This is a genomic window from Arthrobacter sp. SD76 (genome assembly GCF_049726125.1).
GTDB classification, from domain to species: domain Bacteria; phylum Actinomycetota; class Actinomycetes; order Actinomycetales; family Micrococcaceae; genus Arthrobacter; species Arthrobacter nitrophenolicus.
Genome location: NZ_JBNBLR010000001.1, coordinates 3,797,453 through 3,818,721 on the forward strand (window position 1 = coordinate 3,797,453; position 21,269 = coordinate 3,818,721).

Sequence of the window (21,269 nt, forward strand, 5' to 3'; positions counted from 1 at the left end):
ACGTTATAGAAATACATTCTTTGGCACTCCCGCAGCAGCAGTCAAGCGGTTGGGAGAAAGTCCTTCAGAAGCTGTTCCGGTGGGATCCGGCAAGCCTCAAGCCACCCACCTGCGGTGATGGGATCCGGCGGCACGGGCGAAGCCAAAGCAGGTACTACCTAATCTCAAAAACGAGTACCTCCTACGCGTTCATCCCCCACAGCAGCGGAACTAGGTTTCTTACCAGAGAAGAAGTGACGTGGCTCGAGGTACGTGGCTCACGAGGGGGTGTGAGACTGGCAATGCATGCACGACATATAACCTCAGGCTTCCCGGTCCAACGGACGCGGGTATTGAGCGGGGCCGGCGACGAGGAGGCCTTTGAGACCAAGGCCTCTCCCCCAGCCGTCGCCGGCCCTCTTGTGCCGCCTCGAAATCCGGGCTCGCGCCCGGCAGCCGTCATCGCCGGGGTGTCCACGCCTGATCCCGGCGGCCAGGACCTGCTGCTGGACCTGGTGACCGGCACCGGCACGTTGGGGGAATCCCTCACCCGCCTGGTGACGGCTTCGGCCCAGGCCGTTGTCCGGACTGCAGGCCTCCGCATCGAATGCGGGGTCATAGTCCACCAGCCCAAGAAGCCGCCCGCCATCACAGGCACTTCGGAGGAGGTTGTCCGGCTGCTCGACTGGGAGCACCGGGAAGCGGAGGGACCCGTGCGCGAGGTGCTCGCCGGCGGCCAGCCCGTGGCAGTCCTCCAGCGCAACGGCGACTTCCGCTGGCCGCGTTACTGCGACCAGCTGCAGCAGGCCGGTCTCGGCAGCGTCCTGGGCGTGCGGCTGCCGCTCAGCAGTGAGGCACCTGCGCAGGGGGCGAAGGACGGCGGCGCTGCAATCGGCGCCCTCGCAGGGGGTCCGGACGGGAGCGCCGGCGCCCGGCCCAGGGAAGACAGGCCCGCCGCTTTGGCATTCTTCGCCCAGGATGCGAAGGCCTTCCCGCTGCAGGTCATCGCGGAAGCCCGCTCGTTCGCGGGGCTGGCGGCCAAGAGCCTGCAGATGGCCATCGACCTGCATACCGCCCGCTCCATGGCCACGGACCTGCGTTCCGCCCTGGACAGCCGCACCTCCATCAACGTTGCCTGCGGCGTCATCATGGCGCAGAACAGATGCTCGTACCACGAGGCCTTTTCCATCCTCGCCAAGGCCTCCAGCCACCGGAACGTCAAGGTGCGCAGGATCGCGGAGGACATCCTGGAGCGGCTGCCGGAGGGCGCCCCGCGCGCCCACTTCGGTCACTGACCGCGGCGTACCACCTAGATGCCGCCAGCAAGTTTGTAGTAGGCGGCGTTCCAGTTCAGGTCCTTTTTGAACTGGCGGATGGTGGTGTCTTCGTCGATGGTGAGCAGTTCGGTTTTGGCGATCTCCGCGAAGTCCTCGAAAACGTCCATGCCCACCTGGGTGGACAGCACGGTGTGGTGCGCGGCGCCGGCCGTGAGCCAAGCGGCGGCGGAAGTGGCGAAGTCCGGCTTCGGCTGCCACAGGGCGCGCGCCACCGGCAGGTTGGGCAGCGGCTGGTCCAACGGGACGACGTCGACGGCGTTGGCCACCAGGCGGAATCGGTCCCGCATGTCGGACAGCGCGACGACGACGCCCGGGGAGGCATCGGCGTCGAATACCAGGCGGACCGGGTCCTCCTTGCCGCCGATGCCCAGCGGGTGGATCTCCAGCCGCGGCTTGCCGGCAGTCAGGGACGGGCAGACCTCCAGCATGTGGGCGCCCAGGATCTTCTCCGAGCCCGGCTCCAGGTGGTAGGTGTAATCCTCCATCAGGGATGCGCCGCCGGGCAGGTCCCCGCCCATCACCTTCGCGGCGCGGACCAGGATGGCGGTCTTCCAGTCGCCCTCGGCACCGAAGCCGTAGCCCGCGGCCATGAGCCGCTGGACGGCCAGGCCGGGAAGCTGGCGGAGCGCACCAAGGTCCTCGAAGGAGGTGGTGAACGCCGCTGAGCCGTTGGCCTCCAGGAAGCTTCGGAGGCCCAGCTCGATCCGGGCGCCGTACCGCAGCGACTCGTGCCGGGCCGCGCCTGCGCGGAGCTCCGGAACCACGTCGTAAAGGTCGTCATACTCGGCAACGAGGGCGTCGACGTCGGACTCCGCGGCCGCATGCACCGCGTCGGCGAGCTCGTTCACGGACCAGGTGTTCACCGCGACGCCGAAACGCAGCTCGGCCTCGGTCTTGTCGCCTTCGGTGACGGCCACGTTGCGCATGTTGTCGCCGAAGCGGGTCAGCTTCAGCGTGCGGACGGCGGCCCAGCCGGCCGCGGCGCGCTGCCAGGAGCCCACCTGCCGGGCAACCTCCGGGTTGGAGACGTGCCCGACGACGGTCTTCCGGGCAATGCCGAGCCGGGACTGGATGTACCCGAACTCGCGGTCGCCGTGGGCGGCCTGGTTAAGGTTCATGAAGTCGAAGTCGATGTCCGCCCAAGGCAGGTCGCGGTTGGCCTGCGTGTGCAGGTGCAGGAGCGGCTTGCGGAGCAGGTCCAGGCCCTGGATCCACATCTTCGCCGGACTGAACGTGTGCATCCAGGCCGTGACGCCGATGACGGAATCGTCCGAGTTCGCCTCCAGCGCGGTGCGGCGGATGGCGTCCGAATCGGTCAGGACCGGCTTCCAGACCAGCCGGACCGGGACGGCGGAGCTGGCGTTGAGCTGGTTGGCGATCTCCTGCGACTGGGCCGCCACCTGCTTCAGGACGTCCTCGCCGTAGAGGTGCTGGCTGCCGGTGAGGAACCAGACCTCATAGCCGTCAAGGGAAGTGGATGCTGCGGTGCTCATGGGTTCTCCTGGGGAATCTAAGTCTGAAAAGGGTGCTACTGGCCGTAGACGTTCTGGTACCGGGCGTAGAGCGAATCGATGTGGCCCTGGTCGATGGGCTTCGGCTCGCCCAGCTGCCGGGAGATGTGCACCGTGCGGGCCACTTCCTCGCACATCACGGCCGCCTTCACCGCGGAGCGGGCGTCCTTGCCGATGGTGAACGGTCCGTGGTTCTGCATCAGCACCGCCGGCGAGTTGGAGTTCTTGAGCGTCTCCACGATGCCGTGGCCGATCGAGTCGTCACCGATCAACGCGAACGGGCCCACTGGAATCGATCCGCCGAACTCGTCGCTCATCATGGTGAGCACGCAGGGGATGGCCTCGCCGCGGGCCGCCCACGCGGTGGCGTAGGTGGAATGGGTGTGCACCACGCCGCCGACTTCGGGCATGTGCCGATACACATACGCGTGCGCTGCCGTGTCCGACGACGGCGACAGCACCGGGTTGCCCCACTCGCCGTCGTCGTTTCCCGCCACGGGCACCCCGTAGAGATCGGTGACCACCATCTGCCCGGGGGTCAGGTCCGCATAGGAGACGCCGGACGGCTTGATGACCATGAGGTCCTTGCCGGGCACCCGGGCGGAGACGTTGCCGGCCGTCCACACCACGAGTTCATAGCGGGTCAGCTCGGCGTGCAGGGCGCACACCTCCTCGCGGATGCGGGCGATCGTCTCGAGGATCGCGCCGCTCATGCCGGCACCTCCACGGCGGCCTGGCCGGATGCCAGGAGCGAGCCGGAAGCCTTCCGCTGGATGGCCTTGAGCCGGTGCATCACGTCGTTGCTGCCCCGGCCGAAGTAGTCGTGCAGCGCCTTGTACTCCTGGAACAGTTCCTCGTAGGCGGCGACATTTTCCGGAATGGGCGTGTACACCTCACCGGGTTCGGCACCCATGGCGGCGGCGGCCTCCCGGATGTCCGCATACTTCCCGGCGGCCACGGCGGCGTGGATGGCGGAGCCCAGCGCGGGTCCTTGGGCGGAACCGATAGTGGAGAGCTGCAGCCCGGTGGCGTCGGCGTAGATCTGCATCAGGAGACGGTTCTTGAGCAGCCCGCCGGCCACGATGAATTCCTTGACGGGGACGCCGGCCCCGCGGAAGGCGTCAACGATGGTGCGGGTGCCGAACGCCGTGGCCTCGAGCAGTGCCCGGTAGGTGTCCTCTGGCCTGGTGGCGAGGGTCTGGCCCACCACGATGCCGGAGAGTTCGTGGTCCACCAGCACGGAACGGTTGCCGGAGTGCCAGTCGAGCGCGATCAGCCCGTGTTCACCGATGGCCTGCGAGGAAGCCAGCTCCGTGAGGTACTCGTGGATCCCCATACCCGCAGCATCCGCAGCCTGGTGGTACTCGGGCGGCACACCGTACCTGGTGAACCAGCCGAAAATGTCGCCGACGCCGGACTGGCCGGCCTCGTAGCCCCACAGCCCGTCCACGATGCCGCCGTCCACCACGCCGCACATGCCCGGTACTTCGCGGAGCTCGGTGCCGTTCATGACGTGGCAGGTGGAGGTGCCCATGATGGCCACCAGCTGGCCCGGGTCCACTGCCCGCGCGGCGGGAGCGGTGACGTGCGCGTCCACGTTGCCCACCGCCACGGCGATGCCCTCGGGCAGACCGGTCCAGGCCGCTGCTTCGGCGGTGAGGTACCCGGCGGCGTCGCCAAGGCGGCCGATGGTGTGCTCCAGTTTGCTGCTGACGAAGTCCTTGAACTGCGGGTTCAGCGCGGCCAGGAAGTCCTCGGACGGGTACCGCCCGTCCTGGTAGATGCCCTTGTAGCCGGCGGTGCAGGCGTTCCGGACGTAGGTGCCGCAGAGCTGCCAGACGATCCAGTCGGCCGCTTCCACCCAGTGGTCCATCGCGGCGTACGCCTCCGGGTCCTCCTCCAGCAGTTGCAGGCCCTTGGCGAATTCCCATTCCGAGGAGATCAGTCCGCCGTAGCGGGGCAGCCAGTCCTCGCCGCGCTCGGCCGCGAGCCGGTTGATCCTGTCCGCCTGCGGCTGCGCAGCGTGGTGGCGCCAGAGCTTCACGTAGGCGTGCGGGCGGTTCGCAAACCCGGGCACCTCGTTCAGCGGCGTACCGTCGGCCTTGACCGGCACCATGGTGCAGGCGGTGAAGTCCGTGGCGATCCCGACGACGGCGGCGGGGTCGATCCCCGCGTCAGCGATCGCGGCGGGAACGGCGTTCCGCAGGACGTCCCGGTAGTCGTTGGGCACTTGCAGGGCCCATTCGCCGGGAAGCCGCGCGGCGCCGTCGCCTGCTGTGTCCGCGGGCAGCGCGCCGGTGACCACGGCGTGCGGGTAGTCGTACACCCCGCTGCCCAGTTCCTTGCCGTCCCGGACCCGCACCACAACGGCGCGGCCGGACAGCGTTCCGTAATCCACGCCGATAACAAAGACGTCCGAGCCGTCAACTGCGTTCATTGAAAATCCTCCAGATAGCTGCCGCAGCACTGCGGCCTGCTGTTAATTGTGAGCGCTAACAAGATTGAAGTCAACAGCAAACATTCAAGAACTTGCACACCGGAGCGGGACAGCACAGGGACGCGGCGCTTAGATGGGTAAGGACAGAAGTGACAGAATTTCCACCAGCCGGGAGACCGCATGGCCAACGCCGAACCACCGCTGCGCGCGGGCAGCCGCTCCCTGGCATGGCTGGCCGGCCCCCTCGCAACGGGCCTGGGCTGGACGGCACATGTGCTGGGGGAGGCCGTTCCCCGGCCCTCCTTATCGTCGTGGCGCTGGCAGCGTTGCTCGGGATGGCGGCGGCCATGGCGGGGCCGCGGCGGCTTCCGCCATGGGCAGTCCTCGTGGGGGCAGGGCTGGCACAGCAACTCCTGCATCTCGCCTTCAGCGCGCTTTCCTCCGCCAGCGGTTTCGCCCTGCCGGGCCACGGCCACGGGAACGCCACATCTCCTGGTGCGGCAGCGGAGCCGGGCCAGGCCGCGGAGGACCTGCACCTGCTGCTGTACCTGCACGCCGCGGCCGCACTGCTGACCGCGCTTGCCGTGACCCAGTGGGAAAAACTCACCAAATGGCGCGTGCGGGAAGCGCGGGCGGGAGAGGAAACGGACGTCAGGAAGTGAGCGTGCCTCTGACGATGCTGACGCTTGAGTGCGCGGGATTTCCGTCCACCGGCTCGTCCGAGACATCCACAATGGGGTACTCGGAGAGTTCTAGTCCCGCCGGCACCTGGAACGTCCCGGTGTCCGCGTTCATCACGCCCAGGCTGACCAGCCGTGAAAGGTCGGGCGCGATCAGCCACACCTCCTGGTAGCCCCGAGCCTCGTCCTTGCTGAGCTGGACCTCCAGGGTGCGGGCACCGTCCTGCGCCTCCACTACCCGGGCCGAGCCCGTTGCCGAGAACGATGCCAGCGGGGTCAGCTGGGCCTCCGCCAGTGGCAGTGGCTGGGGCGGCCGGTTGAGCGCCCAGATCCCGCCGAGGGCCACCACCACTGCAGCGGCCGCTGCCACCAGCCAGGTTCCGCTGCGCTGCCACCATGCACGGCCCTTCCTGGCGGCCCGGGCCTGGGAGATGTCCGCGGGCGGGGCAATGTCCGGCGTCGGCGCAGTGTTCGACGTCGGCGCAGTGTTCGACGGCGGCAGGTGGCCCTGCTGCCCGGCGGCGGCCAGCGGATCCTCCCGCACTGACGCGGAAAGTCCCAGTTCCCGGTGGATGCCGTCCCACACCTGGGGTCCGGGAACGGAGAGCCGGCTGGTGTCCGGCGTCGTTTTCACTGCATCCACGGTGCGGCGCAGCGCGGCAAACTCGGAGGCGCAGGCGGGGCACTCCTCCAGGTGCTTCCGGCTGACGGCGTCGTCCCATTCGTCATACAGGGCAAGGAGGCTCAACTCTTCCGGATCAAGGTGCGGCATGGTCTACCTCCAATCTTTTCCTCAAGTGCGTCAGGCTGCGGCGGATGTGGCTCTTGACGGTACCAAGCGGAAGGCCAAGTTTCCGCGAGATCTGTTCATGCGTCAGGTCGTCGTAGAAGGCGAGCTTCATGATGGAGCCCTGGGGTTCGCCCAGCCGTTCCAGCTCCCCGTCCAGCAGCAGGCGGTCCGCCAGGACCTCTGCCGCCTCGGTTCCGGTGCCCGGCTCGTCCGCCATCCCGGCGCCGGCTGCCGCCACCGCCTTGCGGACTTCCTTTGCGGAGACGGACCTGGCATCGGCAATGGCGTTCCGGGTGATGCCCACGATCCAGGCCGGCAGCCGGGCCGTGTGCGGGTTGAACGAAGTCCGCGACCGCCACACCCTGATGAAGACTTCCTGGGTGACGTCGTCCGCCGCCGCACGGTCACCCAGCGAGCGCAGGGCCAGGGTATGGACCAGCGGGGCGAACTCGCGGTAGGCCGTGGTCAGCGCCTGCTCATCACCGGCCAGGAAGGACGCGGTCAACCCGTCTTCCCACCGGTCGGTGGCCTGCCCAGGAAGTGCCACGGAGGACTCCTTCCCGGCTGCGGTGGCGAGAATCACGGCTGCATCACCGCTCATTCTAGGACCGCGGTGACAATCACATTGTCGCTGTAGTCCATCCGCTCGTCCAGCCATGTTCCCCCGCAGGTGACCACTTTGAGCTCGTGGGGCCCGGACCTGCGGAAGAGGGCTTCGCCGTCGAATTTGTCCTTGGCCATCAGTTCCACCCGGACCACCCGGTAGGTCAGCGCCGCGGCACCCTCCCGGCCGACCTGGATGGCAGTCCCGGCCGGTACGGACTTGAGCTGCGAAAACGGTGCCCGGTCAGACGTGGTGTCGATGTGCCCCGCAATCACGGCGGTTCCCTCAGCTGCTCCCGGCGCCGGGCCGAACCGGTACCAGGCAGCCTTGTCGAAGGCGTCCGGGATTTCCATGGCACCCTCGGCTGACACCCCGCCCGGAATAACGGGCATGTTGATGGCGGTGCCGGCAACGGTGAGTGACGTCGGGGCCGGCTGCGCCGGGGCGGCCGGCCCCAGGGTGGCGGCACGGACCGGGACGTCCACCGCTGGAGCCTGCGCCGAGGGGGAAGCCGGAGCAACAGTGGGGGCGGGTGGGGAGGTAACGGGCGGGGCTGTGGCCGGTCCGGCTGCCTGGCTGGCAGTGGCCGCCGGATCCGGAGCGGAAGCTGCCGGCGCACAGGCCGGGAGAAGCAAGGCCGCCGCGAGGAAGGCAGCCCCGGCAAAACCGGAAGAACGACGGCGGGACTCCCCTGCCGTCGTCGTGGTGCTGTTCATCTGTCCGCCTTCCCCGCGGCCGCCGAAGGACCGCTGTGGTGTGGATCAGGTGCCGGCCGCCCAGCTGGAACCGGGCGGCCTGCTTCCTGCTGCAGTTGTTGTGTAGCTGGTTGCTGTGCTGCTCCTGGTTACCGCTGTGCGCGGGCTGCCCCGATGACGCGGGCGGCGCCCAGTCCGGCGAACAGGAGGGCCAGGACTGCTGCGCCGAAGCCAAGGGCGAGAGCGGCAGGTTCTGCCGGTGCCGCTGAGGCATTGGCGGAGCCGTCAAGTGCACCCGGGACCGAACCCGGCGAGGAGTGCAGGCCTTCGATGGTCTGGACGGCCAGCTGCAGGTTGTTGTTGGCCAGGCTGCCCCATGCGTAGACGATGGTGTGCGTACCCTCTGCGACCGTGACGTCCGCAGGTCCGATGACCGGGGTTGTGGTGCCGGCGGCGGCGACGGCTGCCGGGATGGTGCCGGGGTCAAGGGTCAGGGTCTGCTCGTTCGGGTTGGCCAAGTTGGAGATGACGGCGGTGCCGCCAGCCAGGACGTCCACGGCGGGAGCTGCCGCTGCGTGCCGGACGGTCAGCTTGCCCTTGCCTGCTGCAATCTGCGAAACGTCATTGGTGTAGAGGTTGGCGGTGGGGTTGCCTCCGGCGTCGAGGTTGGCCACGGCGGTGTAGTTTCCGTTGGCGGCCAGGGTGACGCTGACGGGCCCGATCACTGCCGCGCTGGCGTCGGCGGCATCCGAGGCAGTGATGGCAAGCTCGTAGGCGCCGGCCGGGAGCGCCAGCGGGCCGGCCAGGGTGCCGGGGGTGAAATCGTCCAGGGTCCGTTCGCCGTTGACCCAGACGTCAACGGTGAGTCCGGGAACGCCGTGCAGCACGGAGAGCTGGGCGTCCCCTTCGGCTGCCTGGGCGGGGCCGGCGAGAGCGATTGCTGCCGCAATTGCCGCTGCACCGGCACCTGCTGTGAAGATCCTGTTGCGCATGTCCTTCTCCTTCATCGGCCCGCCGTGCGGGCGTTTTTTGCTTACACCCCTACTACTGGTGCAGACCCGGAGTTGGATGCAGATTCATGGAAAATTCTTCGGCAAATTATTTTGGACCCTGGCGTGCCGGCCCTAGTTCGTCGCGGCCGGCGGGGCAGTGCTGGCCCGCAGCACCAGTTCCGGGGTGACGATGGTGGAGCTGACGGGCGCCCCTGCCTCGATTTCCTTCAGCATGATGTCCATGCAGCGGCGGCCCAGCTCCTCGAAGTCCTGCCGCACGGTGGTGAGGGGCGGGGTGAAGTACCCCGACTCCGGCTGGTCGTCGAAACCCACCACGGAGACGTCGTCGGGCACGCGCACGCCTGCCTCGGCGAAGGCCCGCAGCAGGCCCAGGGCCATCTGGTCGTTGCCTACGAAGATTGCCGTGGCGCTGCGCTGTTCCGCCAGCTTGCGGCCGATCCGGTAGCCGCTGCCGGCGCTCCAGTCGCCTTCCACCAAGAGCCCCTCCGGCAGGTTGGCGGTGCGGAGCGCGTCGCGCCAGCCCTCGGCACGCTCGGCGCCGTCCGTCCAGTCCGGGGGGCCGGACACGTGGCCGATCTGCCGGTGCCCCTGCCCGATGAGGTGTTCGACGGCGAGCCGGGCGCCCCGCCGCTGGTCCACCATGGTGCCGCTGACGTTGCTGTTGCCGAGGGATCCGACGGCCACCACGGGCACGGAAAGTGTCATCTCATCGAGGGCCTTCAGCGTGTCCGAGTGCGGGACCAGCACCGCGATCCCGTCCACGGCCTGGTCGATGAAGTGACTGATGGCGTCCGCGATGGCCTCCCGGCTGACCTCCCGCAGGGCAGCGATGCTGACAAAGTAGCCGGCGTCGCGGGCGGCATGCTCCACGCCGAGGAGGGTGTTGGCCGGGCCGTACTGGGACAGCTCACTGGCCAGGACCCCGATGGTCTGCGAGCGCCGGGTCACCAGGCTCCGGGCAGCCGTGTTCCGCCGGTACCCCAGTTCCGCGATGGCCGCCTCCACCTTTTCGCGGGTGGCCTTGCTGACGTTGGGGTGGTTGTTGACCACGCGGGAGACTGTCTGGTGGGAGACCCCGGCGACGTCCGCCACGTCTTCAAGACGCGGCATCCTGCCCTTGCTGCTTTTTGCCATGTGCCTATTGTCCCTGCCCCGGACAAAACAGCAGGCCGGAGGCGAACTGCCTCCGGCCTGCTGTGCGGGTGGGCCCTGTGGGGCTCGAACCCACGACCCACGGATTAAAAGTCCGATGCTCTACCAACTGAGCTAAAGGCCCCTGCCGGCCGGTCCAACATCGAAATGTTGCACCTGTCCGGCCCCAATCCATTTCTGGACGTTAAATACTCTAGCGCATGGTTGCGGCGGCTTCGCACGCCCGCCGGGCCGCGCCGTCGGGCTTTTTCCGAAGGGTGCGGGGGCGCTCGTATCCGGCACGGCACAGGAGTAGCGTGGGGGCATGAGTGAGCAAGCAGGACCCAGTAAGTACGGTGGCGCGCCCCGGCACCACAAGCCCAAACCCTTCGCTCCCATCGACTTTGAGCCTTTCGCCGGCGGCGCAGATCCCGCCAGGGTCTCCGAGGCCGCCCACCTTGCCGCCCAGGCGCTGGTCCGCCATGGCCGTGACAGCGATGACCCCGTGGTTACCCAGCGACTGGTCAAGCTCGCCGATGAACAGGGCCTGGAGGCCATCGCCGAGATGTGGGCCGAAAGCCCGGCCCGTTCGCTTCCGGGTGCGCTGTGGCGGCTCTACGCGCTGCGGGCGGCCACGGTCCAGGACCCGAGCGGATTTCCGTGTACTTCCGGGCGGGCAGGGACACGGCCCAGGTCTCCAACGTGGTCGCCGGCGCGGCCGAGCCTCCCGGCGCCGAAGAGATGACAGCCATGGCCGACGCCATCCTTTCCGGCGCGTTCGACGGCGAGTTCGACGTCGCGCTGGAACGGTCCGCGGCCTTCTGCCGCGTGGTGGCACTCGGCCAGGCGACCATCGCCGACGGTGCCGAACACGCCAACGAGGCGCACGCGAGCAAGCTGACCCGCAATTCGCACCAGCTGGTCAAGACTGCGGAGGACCTGGAGCATGCCGCCAACGCGTGGCGGCTGGGCGAGCTGGACTGAACCTGCCGTTGCACCTCTCCCCCAACCTTCCGGGCTGCCAGCCGGCCGTTCGGGCCGTACTGCCTACCAGGCCCCGGCTGTCAAGATTGACTTGGGAGCGGCATCGTAGAACACTGAAACTGGTGTCGAACCGCGAAACCCCCGGGCTTCAAAACTCAGCCGCCTAGAGCGGCCTACCGCCGAGAGGCGTATCCGGTTCGGCACCATTTTTCTGCCCTTTTCCCGTTTTCTTCCTGTTTTCCCATTTCAAGGGTGCAGTTACGGCCCGGTAGAGTTAGCGTCAGTTGCCTGCCGGGTCAAGTCACACGGCGGCAATCCCCGCCCTGTACTTTCCCCGGAAACGGAACCACGTGAAGCTGCGCCTTTTTCCCAGGAGCCCGCCGGGCTGAACCTTCTCTCGCAGATGGCGCAGCAGATTGTGCTGGCCGGGGGCACGCTGGCCGAGATCCTCGGCGTCCCCGCTGCCGAGCATTCCAGGCTGGTCGAGGACATGCACAACCACGACGCCAAGTGCTCCGAACTGCAGTTCGCGCTCCTCACCCACATGCGCACCAGCTTCGTAAACCCCCTCCCGCGCGAGGACATGTACGCACTCTCCCGCTACCTCAATGAAGCGATGGAAAAGATGGACGCCGCCGCTGAGCTGGTGGCGCTGTACAAACTGGACCGGCTGCCCCGGCGCGCCGCGGACCAGCTGGAGATCATCAGCAGGCAGGCCGAGCTGACCGTGGACGCCATGCGCCGGCTGGACAACCTGGACGACCTCGAGGACTACTGGATCGAGATCCTCCGCCTGGCCAAGCGGGCCGAAGGACCCACCGCCTGTGGGTGGCGGACATGATCACGGACATGAAATGGGCGCAGTACTCCCGCAACCGGGACGTCGCCAACCAGCTGGTGGAGGTCACCAAGGATATGCGGCGGATCGCCACGCAGGTGGGCAGCATCATCGTCAAGGAATCCTGAGATGGTGGAGGCCATCTTCGGCGCGGTGGTCCTGCTGACCGCCGTGTTTGCCTTCCTCAACGGCTTCCGGGATGTCTCGAACGCCGTCGCGCTTGCCACCCGCACCCGGGCATTGACCCCCAGTGTGGCGGTGCTGCTGGCAGCCTTCTTCAACTTCATTGGCGCCCTGCTGAGCGCAACCCTTGCTGTTGCGGTCAGCCAGCGCTGGATCACGCTGCCGCCGGGAACGGACGGCCTGAGCATCCTGGTTGCGGGGCTGGCCAGCGCTTCCGCCTGGGGGCTGCTGATGTGGTGGCGCGGCATTCCCGCGTCCTCCACCCATGCCCTGGTGGGCGGCCTTGCGGGTGCCGGGCTGGCCAGCCTCGCCGTGGGCGGGACAGGCGTGGGCGGCGTGGACCAGTCGCTGCTGTTCCAGGTGGTCCTCCCCCTGGTCCTGTCCCCGCTGGTGGCCTACAGCGGGGCGTTCCTGATGGTGTTTCCGGCCACGTGGGCGGCGCGGTACACCCAGCCCAATGTGGTGAACCAGCGGTTCCGCCGGAGCCAGGCCATTGCCGCCGGCGCCGTGGCCTTCGGCCACGGGCTGCAGGACGGACAGCGGGTCAGCGCGGTGCTGCTGCTTGCCCTGCTGGCCGCCGGCTATACCGACGGCGGGACCATCCCTTTGTGGGTTGCACTGGTGTCTGCGGTGATGATTACGGCCGGCACCCTGGGCGGCGGGTGGCGGATCTCGCACACCATCGGCTACAAGGTCACTCGCATTGATCCGCTGCGCGGCTCAACAGCCCAGATCTGGAGTTCGGTCATGCTGTTCGTGGGCGCCATCGCCCTGCATTGGCCGCTGTCCACCACCCATACCGTCACTTCGGCGGTCTTGGGTGCGGGCGAAAACCAGCACTTTTCGGTGACCAACCGGAAGCTGGTCATCCGGATCCTGGGGCTCTGGGCCCTGACTCCCGCCGCCACGGCGGCCGCCGCCTTCGTGCTGGCACTGGCCATGTCGCCGCTGGCCGGCTGAGGGGCTTCCCCGCGGCAACGCAGCCCTGTACAGCCCGGCGCGGGTGACGTAAATTCGACAGTACGTCCACCGGACCTGCCGGGACAGCCGCCCGCCGGCGCGTGCAGGCCCCGCGGGCGTTCGCCGCTGCAGCCTATCGGCGGCCTGGATGCACATCGCGGAAAAGAGCAGGCATCATGCCCATTCCGGATTCGCGCCGCCCTGCGCCCCAGCCGCGGCAACTCCAATGCGAGACCTGCGGAACCGAACACCAGCTCACCATCCATGCCATCACGGCAATAGGGGCGGCGGGCGGTGACCTTGTCACGGTCTCCTACACGTGCAACGACTGCAGCCTGTTCCAGGAACACCTTGCCTATGCGTCAGATGTCGCGGCCGCCCTGCACCAGGTGCGCTGGATGGCGCAGGTGATCATGTTCGGAGATGACTACATCCATTGCGGTTTCCCCATGGAGGAGGCCGAGTTCGAGATTGAGCGGCTGTGCTACCGGAGCAGCAACAGCGGAAGCGGCCTCAGCGCCGTATGCCTGCCCACCCGGGTCCTGCGCTGCCGCTGCGGCTTCCAGCTGGAAGTTCCGGAATAGCCCCGGGACGTCCGCTGCACGCGCTACAGGGCTTCCGGAAAGGCGGGCGGCAGCTCTCCGAGGGCCTCCGCCAGTTCCTCAGCAGTCAGGTTGGCAGCCTTGCACAGCTGGTCCTGCCCGACGCCGGCGCCCGCAGCCTCCCGCACGGCCTGCATCAGTGCCCCCTGCGCGGCATCCAGCTCCCACTGCATGCTCTCAAGGTAGGAGCTGGTGCGCCAAACAGCTGCCAGCAGATCACTGTCCCCCGAGTCCGCAGCTTCCACCGCCACCTGATCGGAAACCGTATCCGGCAGCACGGACAGGCCACGGGCGAAGGGGTCCACCGGCTGGGAGGCGAAGGAAGGGCCGTGGCCGGAGCCGCGAAGCTGGTGGCTCCTGGGGTTGCTGGCAATCTGCGTCATGGCAAAACTCCTAAGCGTGCTTATTACTAGCCCTGAAAGTATCTAGTTCAGCGTACTAAATACTTTCAGTGCTGGCTAGCGCATCCTGGAATGCCAGCCTGGCAGCGCTGGCCCGCAGGCCAGCGAGGTCCCCGGGGGTTATCCGAAGCGGCCGGAGACGTAGTCCTCGGTGGCCTTCTGGGTGGGGTTGCTGAAGATGGTGTGGGTGTCCCCACCTCAATCAGTTTGCCGGGCTTGCCGGTACCCGCGATGTTGAAGAACGCAGTCCTGTCCGAGACGCGGGCCGCCTGCTGCATGTTGTGCGTCACGATCACCACGGTGTACTGGTCCTTGAGCTCGTTGATGAGGTCCTCAATGGCCAGGGTAGAGATCGGGTCCAGGGCGGAGCACGGCTCGTCCATGAGGATCACCTGCGGCTCCACGGCGATGGCGCGGGCAATGCAGAGGCGCTGCTGCTGGCCGCCGGACAGGCCTGAGCCGGGCTTCTCGAGGCGGTCCTTGACCTCGTTCCAGAGGTTGGCGCCCTTCAGGGAGCGTTCCACAAGGACGTCAGCCTCACCCTTGGAGATCTTCTTGTTGTTCAGCTTCACCCCGGCCAGCACGTTGTCGCGGATGGACATGGTGGGGAACGGGTTGGGGCGCTGGAACACCATGCCGATCTGTGAACGCACGGTGACCGGGTCGACGCCGGGGCCATACAGGTTGTCGCCGTCGAGCAGGACCTCACCCTCCACGCGCGCACCGGGAAGGACCTCATGCATGCGGTTCAGAGTCCGCAGGAAGGTGGACTTGCCGCAGCCGGACGGGCCGATGAAAGCGGTGACGGACTTGGCCTCGATGTTGATGGTGACGTCCTCCACGGCGAGGAAGTCGCCGTAGTACACGTTCAGGTCCTTGACGTCGATGCGCTTAGACATGGTGTTCCTTCACTTGCTGGGTATGTAATGAGTCTAGGTTTCCGCCCGCCGGGGCGGTAGTGACAGTCCCTGAAGCGTGCGTCAGCGGCCGGTCTTGGGCGCGAAGACGCGGGCGATGAGCCGTGCCGCCAGGTTGAGGATCATCACCAGGATGATCAGCACCAGGGCCGCGCCCCACGCGCGCTGGGAGGACGGATCCGGGTTGGCCGGCGACGTGGGGTTCAGGATCTGGGTGTAGATGAACGTGGGCAGCGAAGCCATCCAGCCGCCGAAAACGTTCGAGTTGATGCTGGTGGCGAAGCCCGCGGTGACCAGGATCGGGGCGGTCTCGCCGATGACCCGGGCGATAGCCAGGGTGACGCCGGAGGCAATGCCGGAGATCGCCGTCGGGATGACCACCTTGAGGATGGTGCGCCACTTGCGGACGCCCAGGGCGTAGGCCGCTTCGCGCAGCTCGTTAGGGACGATCTTCAGCATTTCCTCGCTGGAGCGGACCACCACGGGGATCATCAGCACCGACAGGGCGACGGCCGCCACTGCGCCGGTCTTGGTGCCCGGGCCCACGACGGCGAAGAAGAAGGCCGCGGCGAACAGGCCGGCCACGATGGACGGGATGCCGGTCATGACGTCGACGAAGAAGGTGATGGCCCTGGCAAGGCGGCCGTCATTGCCGTATTCCACCAGGTAGATGGCGGTGAGCAGGCCGACCGGAACGGAGATGAGGGTTGCCAGCAGGGTGATCTGCACGGTGCCCAGCAGTGCGTGGTAGATGCCGCCCACCACCGGGGCACCCTCCTCCACCGCCTTGTTGTCGTAGACGCCGGTGACGCCGTTCATCGAGGTGCTGAGGAAGCCGGGGGTCAGCAGTCCGGGAACGCCGTTGACCAGGACGGTCCAGATCACCGAGACCAGCGGAAGCAGCGCCACCAGGAAGGACCCGACCACCAGGCAGGTGGCCAGCTTGTCCTTGGCTTTGCGGGATCCTTCCACTGCGGCACTCCAGGACACCAGCCCGATAGCGAACAGGAGCGCCGAAACGATGCCCCAGCCGAAGGCATTGAAACCCAGCAGGGCCAGGATGGCCGCGCCGACGATGAGCGCGGCGGCCAAAACCACGTAGGGAGCGTACTTGGGCAACTGGCCCTTGGTGAGTGCGGAGCGCTTGCTGCGAACCGGGGTAAGCGTGGAGGTCATTTAGTTGGCTCCCGAGAATTCTTTGTGCCGGCTGATGATCCAGCGGGCGATCATGTTCACGGCCAGGGTGATGATGAACAGGACCAGGCCGGCGGCGATCAGGGTACTGACCTTGAGGCCGCTTGCCTCGGGGAAGTTCAGGGCGATCTCCGCGGCGATGGTCTGGTTGCCGGACTGGATCAGGCTGGCGGTCAGGGCGCCGGAAGAGAGCACCAGGGCCACTGCCATGGTCTCGCCAAGTGCACGTCCCAGGCCCAGCATGACGGCGCTGATGATGCCCGGACGGGCGAAGGGGAACACGGACATCTTGATCATTTCCCAGCGGGTGGCACCGAGCGCCAGCGCGGCTTCCTCGTGCAGTTTGGGGGTCTGCAGGAAGATTTCGCGGGACAGCGAGGTGATGATGGGCAGCACCATGACCGAAAGGACAATGCCGGCGGTGAGGATGGTCTTGCCGGTGGCGGAGGCCGGTCCCTGGAAGATGGGCAGCCAGCCCATGTTCGCCGCGAGCCAGTTGTAGGCCGGGGAGATTTCCTTGGCCAGGAATGCCGCGCCCCAGGCGCCGTAGATGACTGACGGGATGGCGGCGAGCAGGTCCACCACGTAGCCCAGGCCGGAAGCGAGGCGGCGGGGCGCGAAGTGCGAGATGAACAGGGCGACGCCAATGGCGATCGGGGTGGCGATGACCAGGGCGATGGCAGCCGCAATGATGGTGCCGATGACGATTGGCCAGATGTAGGCGAAGAACCCTTCGCCGCCCTGGATTTCCGCTGCCGGGGCGGTCAGCGCCGGAATGGCCTGGACCACCAGGAAGAGCGCCACGCCAAACAGGACAGCGAGGATGAGGCAGCCGGCGGCCAGCGCGGCCCCGGAAAAGACTTTGTCACCGGCACGGCCGGCGCCCTGGGTGCTGGTCAGGGAGGTGGCGGTCATTCGACGGCCCTTCGATCGTTTACTGACACTGAATAATGGTGCGTCCAAACCGAAGTTCCCCGCACTGCCTTTCGGCAGGCGGGGAACCCGGTTTTGGCGCGTTGATTAGGACTTGACCTTGATGGACTCGATGGCCTTGGTGGCCTTCTCGGCCAGCTCGGAAGAGAGCGGGGCGGACTTCGCGGAATCAGCGGCGGCCTGCTGGCCCTCCTCGGAGACTACGTAGCTTTCGAATGCCTTGACCAGGTCAACGGTCTCCTGGCTGTCGTAGGTGGAGCAGACAGCGTGGAAGGAAACGAGCACGATCGGGTAAGCGCCCTCTGCGGTGGTCTTGCGGTCCAGCTTGATGGACAGGTCGTTGGCGGAGCGGCCTTCCACCGGTGAGCCTGCGTCCACAGCCTTGGCGGCTGCCTCGGCGGAGATGGTGGTGAAGGATTCGCCCACCTTGATCTGGGCAACGCCAAGGTCGCCACCGACGGCGGAATCGTCAGCGTAGGTCACGGCACCCGGGGTGTCGGTGACGGTCTTCACCACGCCGGAGGTGCCCTTGGCGTTCTCACCCTGGAGGCTGGCGGGCCAGACGCCGGAGGACTTGTCAGTCCATACCTCGGGGGCAGCGGCAGCAAGATAGTCGGTGAAGTTGCTGGTGGTGCCGGAGTCATCCGACCGGTTTACCGGAGTGACCTTCAGGTCGGGCAGCTCGACGCCCTCGTTCAGGGCGGCGATCGCGGGATCGTTCCACTTGGCGATCTCGCCGCGGAAGATCTTGGCCACCGTGGCAGCGTCAAGCTTCAGCTCGCTGATGCCGGGAAGGTTGAATGCAACAGCAATCGGGGAGATGTAGACGGGAATGTTGATTGCACCGTCCGGTCCGCAGATCTCCTTGGAGCTCTCGTATTCGTCATCCTTCAGGTAGGCGTCCGTACCTGCGAACTGCGCGGAACCATCCAAGAGGGCCTTGCGGCCGGCGCCGGAGCCGTCCGGGGAGTACTGCACGGTGGCCCCGGGGTTGGCCGCAGCGAATTCGGTCTTCCAGGCGTCCATGGCCGCGCCCTGCGCGGAGGAGCCGATGCCGGTCAGCGTGCCGGTGACCTTGGTGCCCGAGGTCTGGCCACCTGCGGGAGCGGTGCCAGTGGCGTTGTCTGAACCGCAGGAGGTGAGCGCGAGTGCGCCGGCTGCGATAACAGCGATAGCCGCGTGGCGGCCGATGCGTAGTGCCTTCACTTAGATGTACCCCTTCCAGGGTTATTCAGTGCGGGACAGGGACGGAGAACCCTGCAGCGCGATGCGTACGTTGTGTACCTTCATCGAAGTTAAGGGCCGCAGGTAACGGGATGCCCTGCCCAAGGTGAACGGAACATTAACGGCGACGGGATTTTCGCTGACAACTGCCGGGTTCCCATTGCGCAGATCACATCTGCAGTCGTAGGGGGCAGGGTGCAAATTAAAGGCCGCGGGCAGCAAATAGACTGGACGGCATGGCCCCCGCAGCAGGACTCTCAGCAGGCAGGCGGTTCCTGCGCGGCAGGGTCCGCACCGGGCTGATCCGCAGCCGCAATTCGCTGGTTCCGGCCATCCAAATGACAGTGTGCGCGGTAGGTGCCTATGCCTTTGCCGAGTACGTGCTGGGGCATTCGGGCCCGCTGTTCGCCGCCACCTCCTCGCTGATTGCCCTGGGCTTCTCGCGCGAGCCGCGGCTGCGGCGGGTGCTGGAGGTGGGCCTGGGCTGCACTATCGGCATCGCGGTGGGTGACCTGCTCCTGCACTGGCTGGGCGGCGGGATCTGGCAGGCCGCCGTCGTCCTTTTGTTCTCCATCCTGCTGGCGCGATTCCTGGACAGCGGCAATATTTTCACCACGCAGCTGGCGCTGCAGTCGTTGCTGGTGGTGCTGCTGCCGGCGCCGTCCGGCGGGCCGTTCACCAGGAGCATCGATGCCGTCATCGGGGGCCTGTTCGCCCTGCTGGTGACCATCGTGGCGCCCAAGGACCCGCGCCGGGAGCCGCGCAAGGACGTCCGGAAGCTGCTGCATGAGCTTGCGGAGGTGCTGCGTGAATGCGCCGAGGCGCTGGTGGACAGTGATTCCACCCGGGCGTGGCACGCGCTGGTCCGGGGCCGGAACTGCCAGCCGCTGGTTGACGGTATGCGGCATTCCCTGCGGGCCTCGGGCGAGGTGGCGAGGCTGGCCCCTGCGTACCGCCGGCACCGGGATGAACTTGACCAGTTGCAGCAGTCACTGGACTTCATTGACCTCGCCCTCCGCAACAGCAGGGTGTTTGCGCGGCGGCTCACCAGCGCCATCAACCACGCGGCGCTGTCAGACGAGGCGACCGAAAACATTGCGGAGGTGCTTCAGGAGACCGCTGCCGCGATTGACGAGCTGTCGCTGGGGCTGGCGGAAACGCACGACGGCGTCCGCCGCGCCCACCTGCGCACGGCCCGCCGGGAGCTCAGCGAAATTGCGCTGCGGCTGCATCCGAAGCTCCTGGAAGTCCAGCGCCTGGAGGGCGAAACGGTGGTGATGCTGTACCGGCCGCTGATGGTGGACCTTCTGGAGGCTACCGGCATGGACGCCCGCGAGGCCAGGGACATCCTGCCTGCCCTCTGACGCGCCCCTACCTGGCCCGCCCCTTTGGTTTAGCCACTCGCGCCCGGAGCTGGCGGGTAATGTCAGTGGCCGCCTTTAGGGTTGAACGCATGGCAACAAAGACTTCCCGGGCGTCCAAGGCGCCCGGCTACAAATGCGCTGAGTGCGGCTGGACCACCGTTAAGTGGGTGGGACGCTGCGGCGAGTGCCAGGCGTGGGGCACCGTTGAGGAGACCGGCACCGCCGTGGCGCGTACGACGGCGGCCACAACAGTTGTCGAACCCGCGCGGCCCATTGCCGAGGTTGATGCCACCACGGCTGCCTTCATGCCCACCGGGATGGATGAGCTGGACCGGGTACTCGGCGGCGGACTGGTACCCGGCGCCGTCATCCTGTTGGCCGGCGAACCCGGCGTAGGCAAGTCGACCCTGCTGCTCGATGTCGCGGCCAAGTTCGCCCGGACAGCCCAGGACGTCCTCTATGTCACCGGCGAAGAATCCGCTGCGCAGGTGAAACTCCGTGCCGAACGGATCGACGCCGTCGCCGAATCCCTGTACCTCTCCGCGGAAACGGACCTCGGCCAGGCACTGGGCCAGGTGGAGAAGATCGAACCGCGGCTCCTGATCGTGGATTCGGTGCAGACCCTCAGCAGCGCGGACGTGGACGGCAGTGCTGGCGGCGTGTCCCAGGTCCGGGAAGTGGCGGCATCGATTATTGCCGCCGCCAAGCGCCGCAACATGACCACGCTGCTGGTGGGCCATGTGACCAAGGACGGTTCCATCGCCGGGCCCCGGCTGCTGGAGCACCTGGTGGATGTGGTGTGCCAGTTCGAGGGCGAACGGCACTCCCGGCTGCGGCTGCTCCGCGCGGTCAAGAACCGGTACGGGCCCACTGATGACGTCGGCTGCTTCGACCTGAACGAGAACGGTATTGAAGGCCTTGCCGATCCCAGCGGGCTCTTTGTCAGCCGCACCAAGGACCCGGTCTCCGGCACCTGCATCACCGTCACCATGGAGGGCCGCCGTCCGCTGCTCGCGGAGGTGCAGTCGCTGCTCGCCGAAAGCCCCAACTCGCAGCCGCGCCGGGCCACCAGCGGGCTGGACAGCTCCCGCGTATCCATGCTGCTGGCCGTGCTGCAGCAGCGCGCCGGAACCCTGCTGCACAAGGACGACTCCTACGTGGCCACCGTGGGCGGGGTGAAGCTCAGCGAGCCCGCCACCGACCTCGCCGTTGCCCTGGCCGTCGCATCAGCAAAAGCACGCAAACCCCTGCCGGTCCGCCTCATTGCGTTTGGCGAGGTGGGGCTCGCGGGCGAGGTCCGGCCCGTGCCCGGCATCAACCAGCGCATCCAGGAGGCGCACCGGCTGGGGTTCACCCACGCGGTGGTCCCGGCCAGCCATACAGGTCCGGGTCCCGTGCCGGCAGGCTTCTCGGTGCGCGAAGTGTCCCACCTGACGGAGGCACTCAGTCTCCTGATCGGGTAGGCCCTCGCCTTCGCCCGGCCCTGTTCTCC

20 protein-coding genes, 1 tRNA gene and 2 pseudogenes are annotated in these 21,269 nt (G+C 67.3%); 9 read left to right on the forward strand and 14 right to left on the reverse strand.

Annotated features, from left to right (window positions below; genetic code table 11):
* Positions 1 to 332: 332 nt before the first annotated feature.
* Positions 333 to 1,274 (forward strand): GAF and ANTAR domain-containing protein, encoded by a 942-nt coding sequence (locus ACPEE0_RS18365; protein WP_354176661.1) that lies wholly within the window; start codon positions 333 to 335, stop codon positions 1,272 to 1,274.
* Between the two features lie 14 nt (positions 1,275 to 1,288).
* Here the strand turns inward: ACPEE0_RS18365 and araA are convergent, their stop codons facing one another.
* From araA to araB, 3 genes are read right to left on the reverse strand one after another with little or no spacing between them, the layout of a single operon-like run.
* Entirely contained in the window at positions 1,289 to 2,809 is a 1,521-nt protein-coding gene (gene araA, locus ACPEE0_RS18370; RefSeq protein ID WP_424575003.1) for an L-arabinose isomerase, read from the reverse strand.
* A gap of 35 nt (positions 2,810 to 2,844) precedes the next feature.
* Positions 2,845 to 3,540: an L-ribulose-5-phosphate 4-epimerase gene (locus tag ACPEE0_RS18375; RefSeq protein ID WP_424575004.1), complete on the reverse strand. Its 696-nt coding sequence runs from the start codon at positions 3,538 to 3,540 to the stop codon at positions 2,845 to 2,847.
* On the reverse strand, positions 3,537 to 5,264 hold the full coding sequence (gene araB / locus ACPEE0_RS18380; protein WP_424575005.1) for a ribulokinase: 1,728 nt from the start codon (positions 5,262 to 5,264) through the stop codon (positions 3,537 to 3,539). The genes ACPEE0_RS18375 and araB overlap by 4 nt, the downstream gene beginning before the upstream one ends.
* A 347-nt stretch (positions 5,265 to 5,611) precedes the next feature.
* On the opposite strand from araB, the gene ACPEE0_RS18385 reads away from it, so the two are divergent.
* Complete coding sequence (locus tag ACPEE0_RS18385; protein ID WP_424575006.1) at positions 5,612 to 5,926, forward strand: hypothetical protein; 315 nt, start codon at positions 5,612 to 5,614, stop codon at positions 5,924 to 5,926.
* Here the strand turns inward: ACPEE0_RS18385 and ACPEE0_RS18390 are convergent.
* The 6 genes from ACPEE0_RS18390 to ACPEE0_RS18415 all read right to left on the reverse strand — a co-directional run bounded on the left by ACPEE0_RS18390 (position 5,916) and on the right by ACPEE0_RS18415 (position 10,322).
* Complete coding sequence (locus ACPEE0_RS18390; RefSeq protein ID WP_424575007.1) at positions 5,916 to 6,716, reverse strand: anti-sigma factor domain-containing protein; 801 nt, start codon at positions 6,714 to 6,716, stop codon at positions 5,916 to 5,918. The genes ACPEE0_RS18385 and ACPEE0_RS18390 overlap by 11 nt on opposite strands.
* A complete protein-coding gene (locus tag ACPEE0_RS18395) occupies positions 6,703 to 7,281 on the reverse strand; it encodes an RNA polymerase sigma factor (protein WP_424575008.1) in 579 nt (192 codons plus the stop codon). The genes ACPEE0_RS18390 and ACPEE0_RS18395 overlap by 14 nt, the downstream gene beginning before the upstream one ends.
* A gap of 50 nt (positions 7,282 to 7,331) precedes the next feature.
* On the reverse strand, positions 7,332 to 8,054 hold the full coding sequence (locus tag ACPEE0_RS18400) for a class F sortase (protein ID WP_424575009.1): 723 nt from the start codon (positions 8,052 to 8,054) through the stop codon (positions 7,332 to 7,334).
* 128 nt (positions 8,055 to 8,182) lie between these two features.
* Complete coding sequence (locus ACPEE0_RS18405; RefSeq protein WP_009357837.1) at positions 8,183 to 9,025, reverse strand: DUF4397 domain-containing protein; 843 nt, start codon at positions 9,023 to 9,025, stop codon at positions 8,183 to 8,185.
* A 132-nt stretch (positions 9,026 to 9,157) separates the two neighbouring features.
* Positions 9,158 to 10,180 (reverse strand): LacI family DNA-binding transcriptional regulator, encoded by a 1,023-nt coding sequence (locus ACPEE0_RS18410; protein WP_424575010.1) that lies wholly within the window; start codon positions 10,178 to 10,180, stop codon positions 9,158 to 9,160.
* A 69-nt stretch (positions 10,181 to 10,249) separates the two neighbouring features.
* Positions 10,250 to 10,322 (reverse strand) — tRNA-Lys (locus ACPEE0_RS18415).
* A gap of 180 nt (positions 10,323 to 10,502) precedes the next feature.
* On the opposite strand from ACPEE0_RS18415, the pseudogene ACPEE0_RS18420 reads away from it, so the two are divergent.
* The 5 genes and pseudogenes from ACPEE0_RS18420 to ACPEE0_RS18440 all read left to right on the forward strand — a co-directional run bounded on the left by ACPEE0_RS18420 (position 10,503) and on the right by ACPEE0_RS18440 (position 13,726).
* Positions 10,503 to 11,161 (forward strand): annotated as a pseudogene (locus tag ACPEE0_RS18420) (hypothetical protein).
* A gap of 403 nt (positions 11,162 to 11,564) precedes the next feature.
* Positions 11,565 to 12,002, forward strand: a complete 438-nt coding sequence (locus ACPEE0_RS18425) for a DUF47 domain-containing protein (RefSeq protein ID WP_424575011.1) — start codon at positions 11,565 to 11,567, stop codon at positions 12,000 to 12,002.
* Entirely contained in the window at positions 11,990 to 12,127 is a 138-nt protein-coding gene (locus ACPEE0_RS18430; RefSeq protein WP_424575012.1) for a hypothetical protein, read from the forward strand. Before ACPEE0_RS18425 ends, ACPEE0_RS18430 begins: the two co-directional genes overlap by 13 nt.
* A 1-nt stretch (position 12,128) precedes the next feature.
* On the forward strand, positions 12,129 to 13,142 hold the full coding sequence (locus ACPEE0_RS18435; protein ID WP_009357833.1) for an inorganic phosphate transporter: 1,014 nt from the start codon (positions 12,129 to 12,131) through the stop codon (positions 13,140 to 13,142).
* A 176-nt stretch (positions 13,143 to 13,318) separates the two neighbouring features.
* Positions 13,319 to 13,726, forward strand: coding sequence for a hypothetical protein (locus ACPEE0_RS18440; protein WP_424575013.1), 408 nt, complete (start codon positions 13,319 to 13,321; stop codon positions 13,724 to 13,726).
* Between the two features lie 23 nt (positions 13,727 to 13,749).
* Here the strand turns inward: ACPEE0_RS18440 and ACPEE0_RS18445 are convergent, their stop codons facing one another.
* The 5 genes and pseudogenes from ACPEE0_RS18445 to pstS form a co-directional block, all read right to left on the reverse strand.
* Positions 13,750 to 14,127 carry a hypothetical protein gene (locus ACPEE0_RS18445; RefSeq protein WP_424575014.1) on the reverse strand — a complete coding sequence of 126 codons (378 nt, stop codon included), beginning with the start codon at positions 14,125 to 14,127 and terminating at the stop codon, positions 13,750 to 13,752.
* A gap of 138 nt (positions 14,128 to 14,265) precedes the next feature.
* Positions 14,266 to 15,044: pseudogene (gene pstB / locus ACPEE0_RS18450) on the reverse strand (phosphate ABC transporter ATP-binding protein PstB).
* An 81-nt stretch (positions 15,045 to 15,125) separates the two neighbouring features.
* Positions 15,126 to 16,238 carry a phosphate ABC transporter permease PstA gene (pstA, locus tag ACPEE0_RS18455; protein ID WP_407710405.1) on the reverse strand — a complete coding sequence of 371 codons (1,113 nt, stop codon included), beginning with the start codon at positions 16,236 to 16,238 and terminating at the stop codon, positions 15,126 to 15,128.
* Complete coding sequence (gene pstC / locus ACPEE0_RS18460; RefSeq protein WP_133349519.1) at positions 16,239 to 17,171, reverse strand: phosphate ABC transporter permease subunit PstC; 933 nt, start codon at positions 17,169 to 17,171, stop codon at positions 16,239 to 16,241.
* Between the two features lie 105 nt (positions 17,172 to 17,276).
* Entirely contained in the window at positions 17,277 to 18,395 is a 1,119-nt protein-coding gene (gene pstS / locus ACPEE0_RS18465; protein ID WP_009357827.1) for a phosphate ABC transporter substrate-binding protein PstS, read from the reverse strand.
* A 254-nt stretch (positions 18,396 to 18,649) separates the two neighbouring features.
* Here pstS and ACPEE0_RS18470 point away from each other — a divergent pair, with 254 nt between their 5' ends.
* Together ACPEE0_RS18470 and radA are read left to right on the forward strand one after the other, a co-directional pair.
* The gene (locus tag ACPEE0_RS18470; protein ID WP_354176843.1) at positions 18,650 to 19,777 is read left to right on the forward strand and encodes an FUSC family protein; all 1,128 of its coding nucleotides are present in this window, start codon (positions 18,650 to 18,652) and stop codon (positions 19,775 to 19,777) included.
* Positions 19,778 to 19,866: 89 nt separating this feature from the next.
* Positions 19,867 to 21,240: a DNA repair protein RadA gene (radA, locus tag ACPEE0_RS18475; protein WP_009357825.1), complete on the forward strand. Its 1,374-nt coding sequence runs from the start codon at positions 19,867 to 19,869 to the stop codon at positions 21,238 to 21,240.
* The last annotated feature ends 29 nt before the right edge of the window (positions 21,241 to 21,269 follow it).

Excerpts from the sequence above, each read along its gene's own strand:
- ACPEE0_RS18445 (WP_424575014.1), bottom strand. The coding sequence starts at position 14,127 with ATGACGCAGATTGCCAGCAACCCCAGGAGCCACCAGCTTCGCGGCTCC.
- araB (WP_424575005.1), bottom strand. The coding sequence starts at position 5,264 with ATGAACGCAGTTGACGGCTCGGACGTCTTTGTTATCGGCGTGGATTAC.
- ACPEE0_RS18405 (WP_009357837.1), bottom strand. The coding sequence starts at position 9,025 with ATGCGCAACAGGATCTTCACAGCAGGTGCCGGTGCAGCGGCAATTGCG.
- pstC (WP_133349519.1), bottom strand. The coding sequence starts at position 17,171 with ATGACCGCCACCTCCCTGACCAGCACCCAGGGCGCCGGCCGTGCCGGT.
- ACPEE0_RS18385 (WP_424575006.1), top strand. The coding sequence starts at position 5,612 with ATGGCGGGGCCGCGGCGGCTTCCGCCATGGGCAGTCCTCGTGGGGGCA.
- ACPEE0_RS18400 (WP_424575009.1), bottom strand. The coding sequence starts at position 8,054 with ATGAACAGCACCACGACGACGGCAGGGGAGTCCCGCCGTCGTTCTTCC.
- ACPEE0_RS18410 (WP_424575010.1), bottom strand. The coding sequence starts at position 10,180 with ATGGCAAAAAGCAGCAAGGGCAGGATGCCGCGTCTTGAAGACGTGGCG.
- radA (WP_009357825.1), top strand. The coding sequence starts at position 19,867 with ATGGCAACAAAGACTTCCCGGGCGTCCAAGGCGCCCGGCTACAAATGC.
- pstA (WP_407710405.1), bottom strand. The coding sequence starts at position 16,238 with ATGACCTCCACGCTTACCCCGGTTCGCAGCAAGCGCTCCGCACTCACC.
- ACPEE0_RS18440 (WP_424575013.1), top strand. The coding sequence starts at position 13,319 with ATGCCCATTCCGGATTCGCGCCGCCCTGCGCCCCAGCCGCGGCAACTC.
- ACPEE0_RS18390 (WP_424575007.1), bottom strand. The coding sequence starts at position 6,716 with ATGCCGCACCTTGATCCGGAAGAGTTGAGCCTCCTTGCCCTGTATGAC.
- ACPEE0_RS18425 (WP_424575011.1), top strand. The coding sequence starts at position 11,565 with ATGGCGCAGCAGATTGTGCTGGCCGGGGGCACGCTGGCCGAGATCCTC.
- araA (WP_424575003.1), bottom strand. The coding sequence starts at position 2,809 with ATGAGCACCGCAGCATCCACTTCCCTTGACGGCTATGAGGTCTGGTTC.
- ACPEE0_RS18470 (WP_354176843.1), top strand. The coding sequence starts at position 18,650 with ATGGCCCCCGCAGCAGGACTCTCAGCAGGCAGGCGGTTCCTGCGCGGC.
- ACPEE0_RS18375 (WP_424575004.1), bottom strand. The coding sequence starts at position 3,540 with ATGAGCGGCGCGATCCTCGAGACGATCGCCCGCATCCGCGAGGAGGTG.
- ACPEE0_RS18435 (WP_009357833.1), top strand. The coding sequence starts at position 12,129 with ATGGTGGAGGCCATCTTCGGCGCGGTGGTCCTGCTGACCGCCGTGTTT.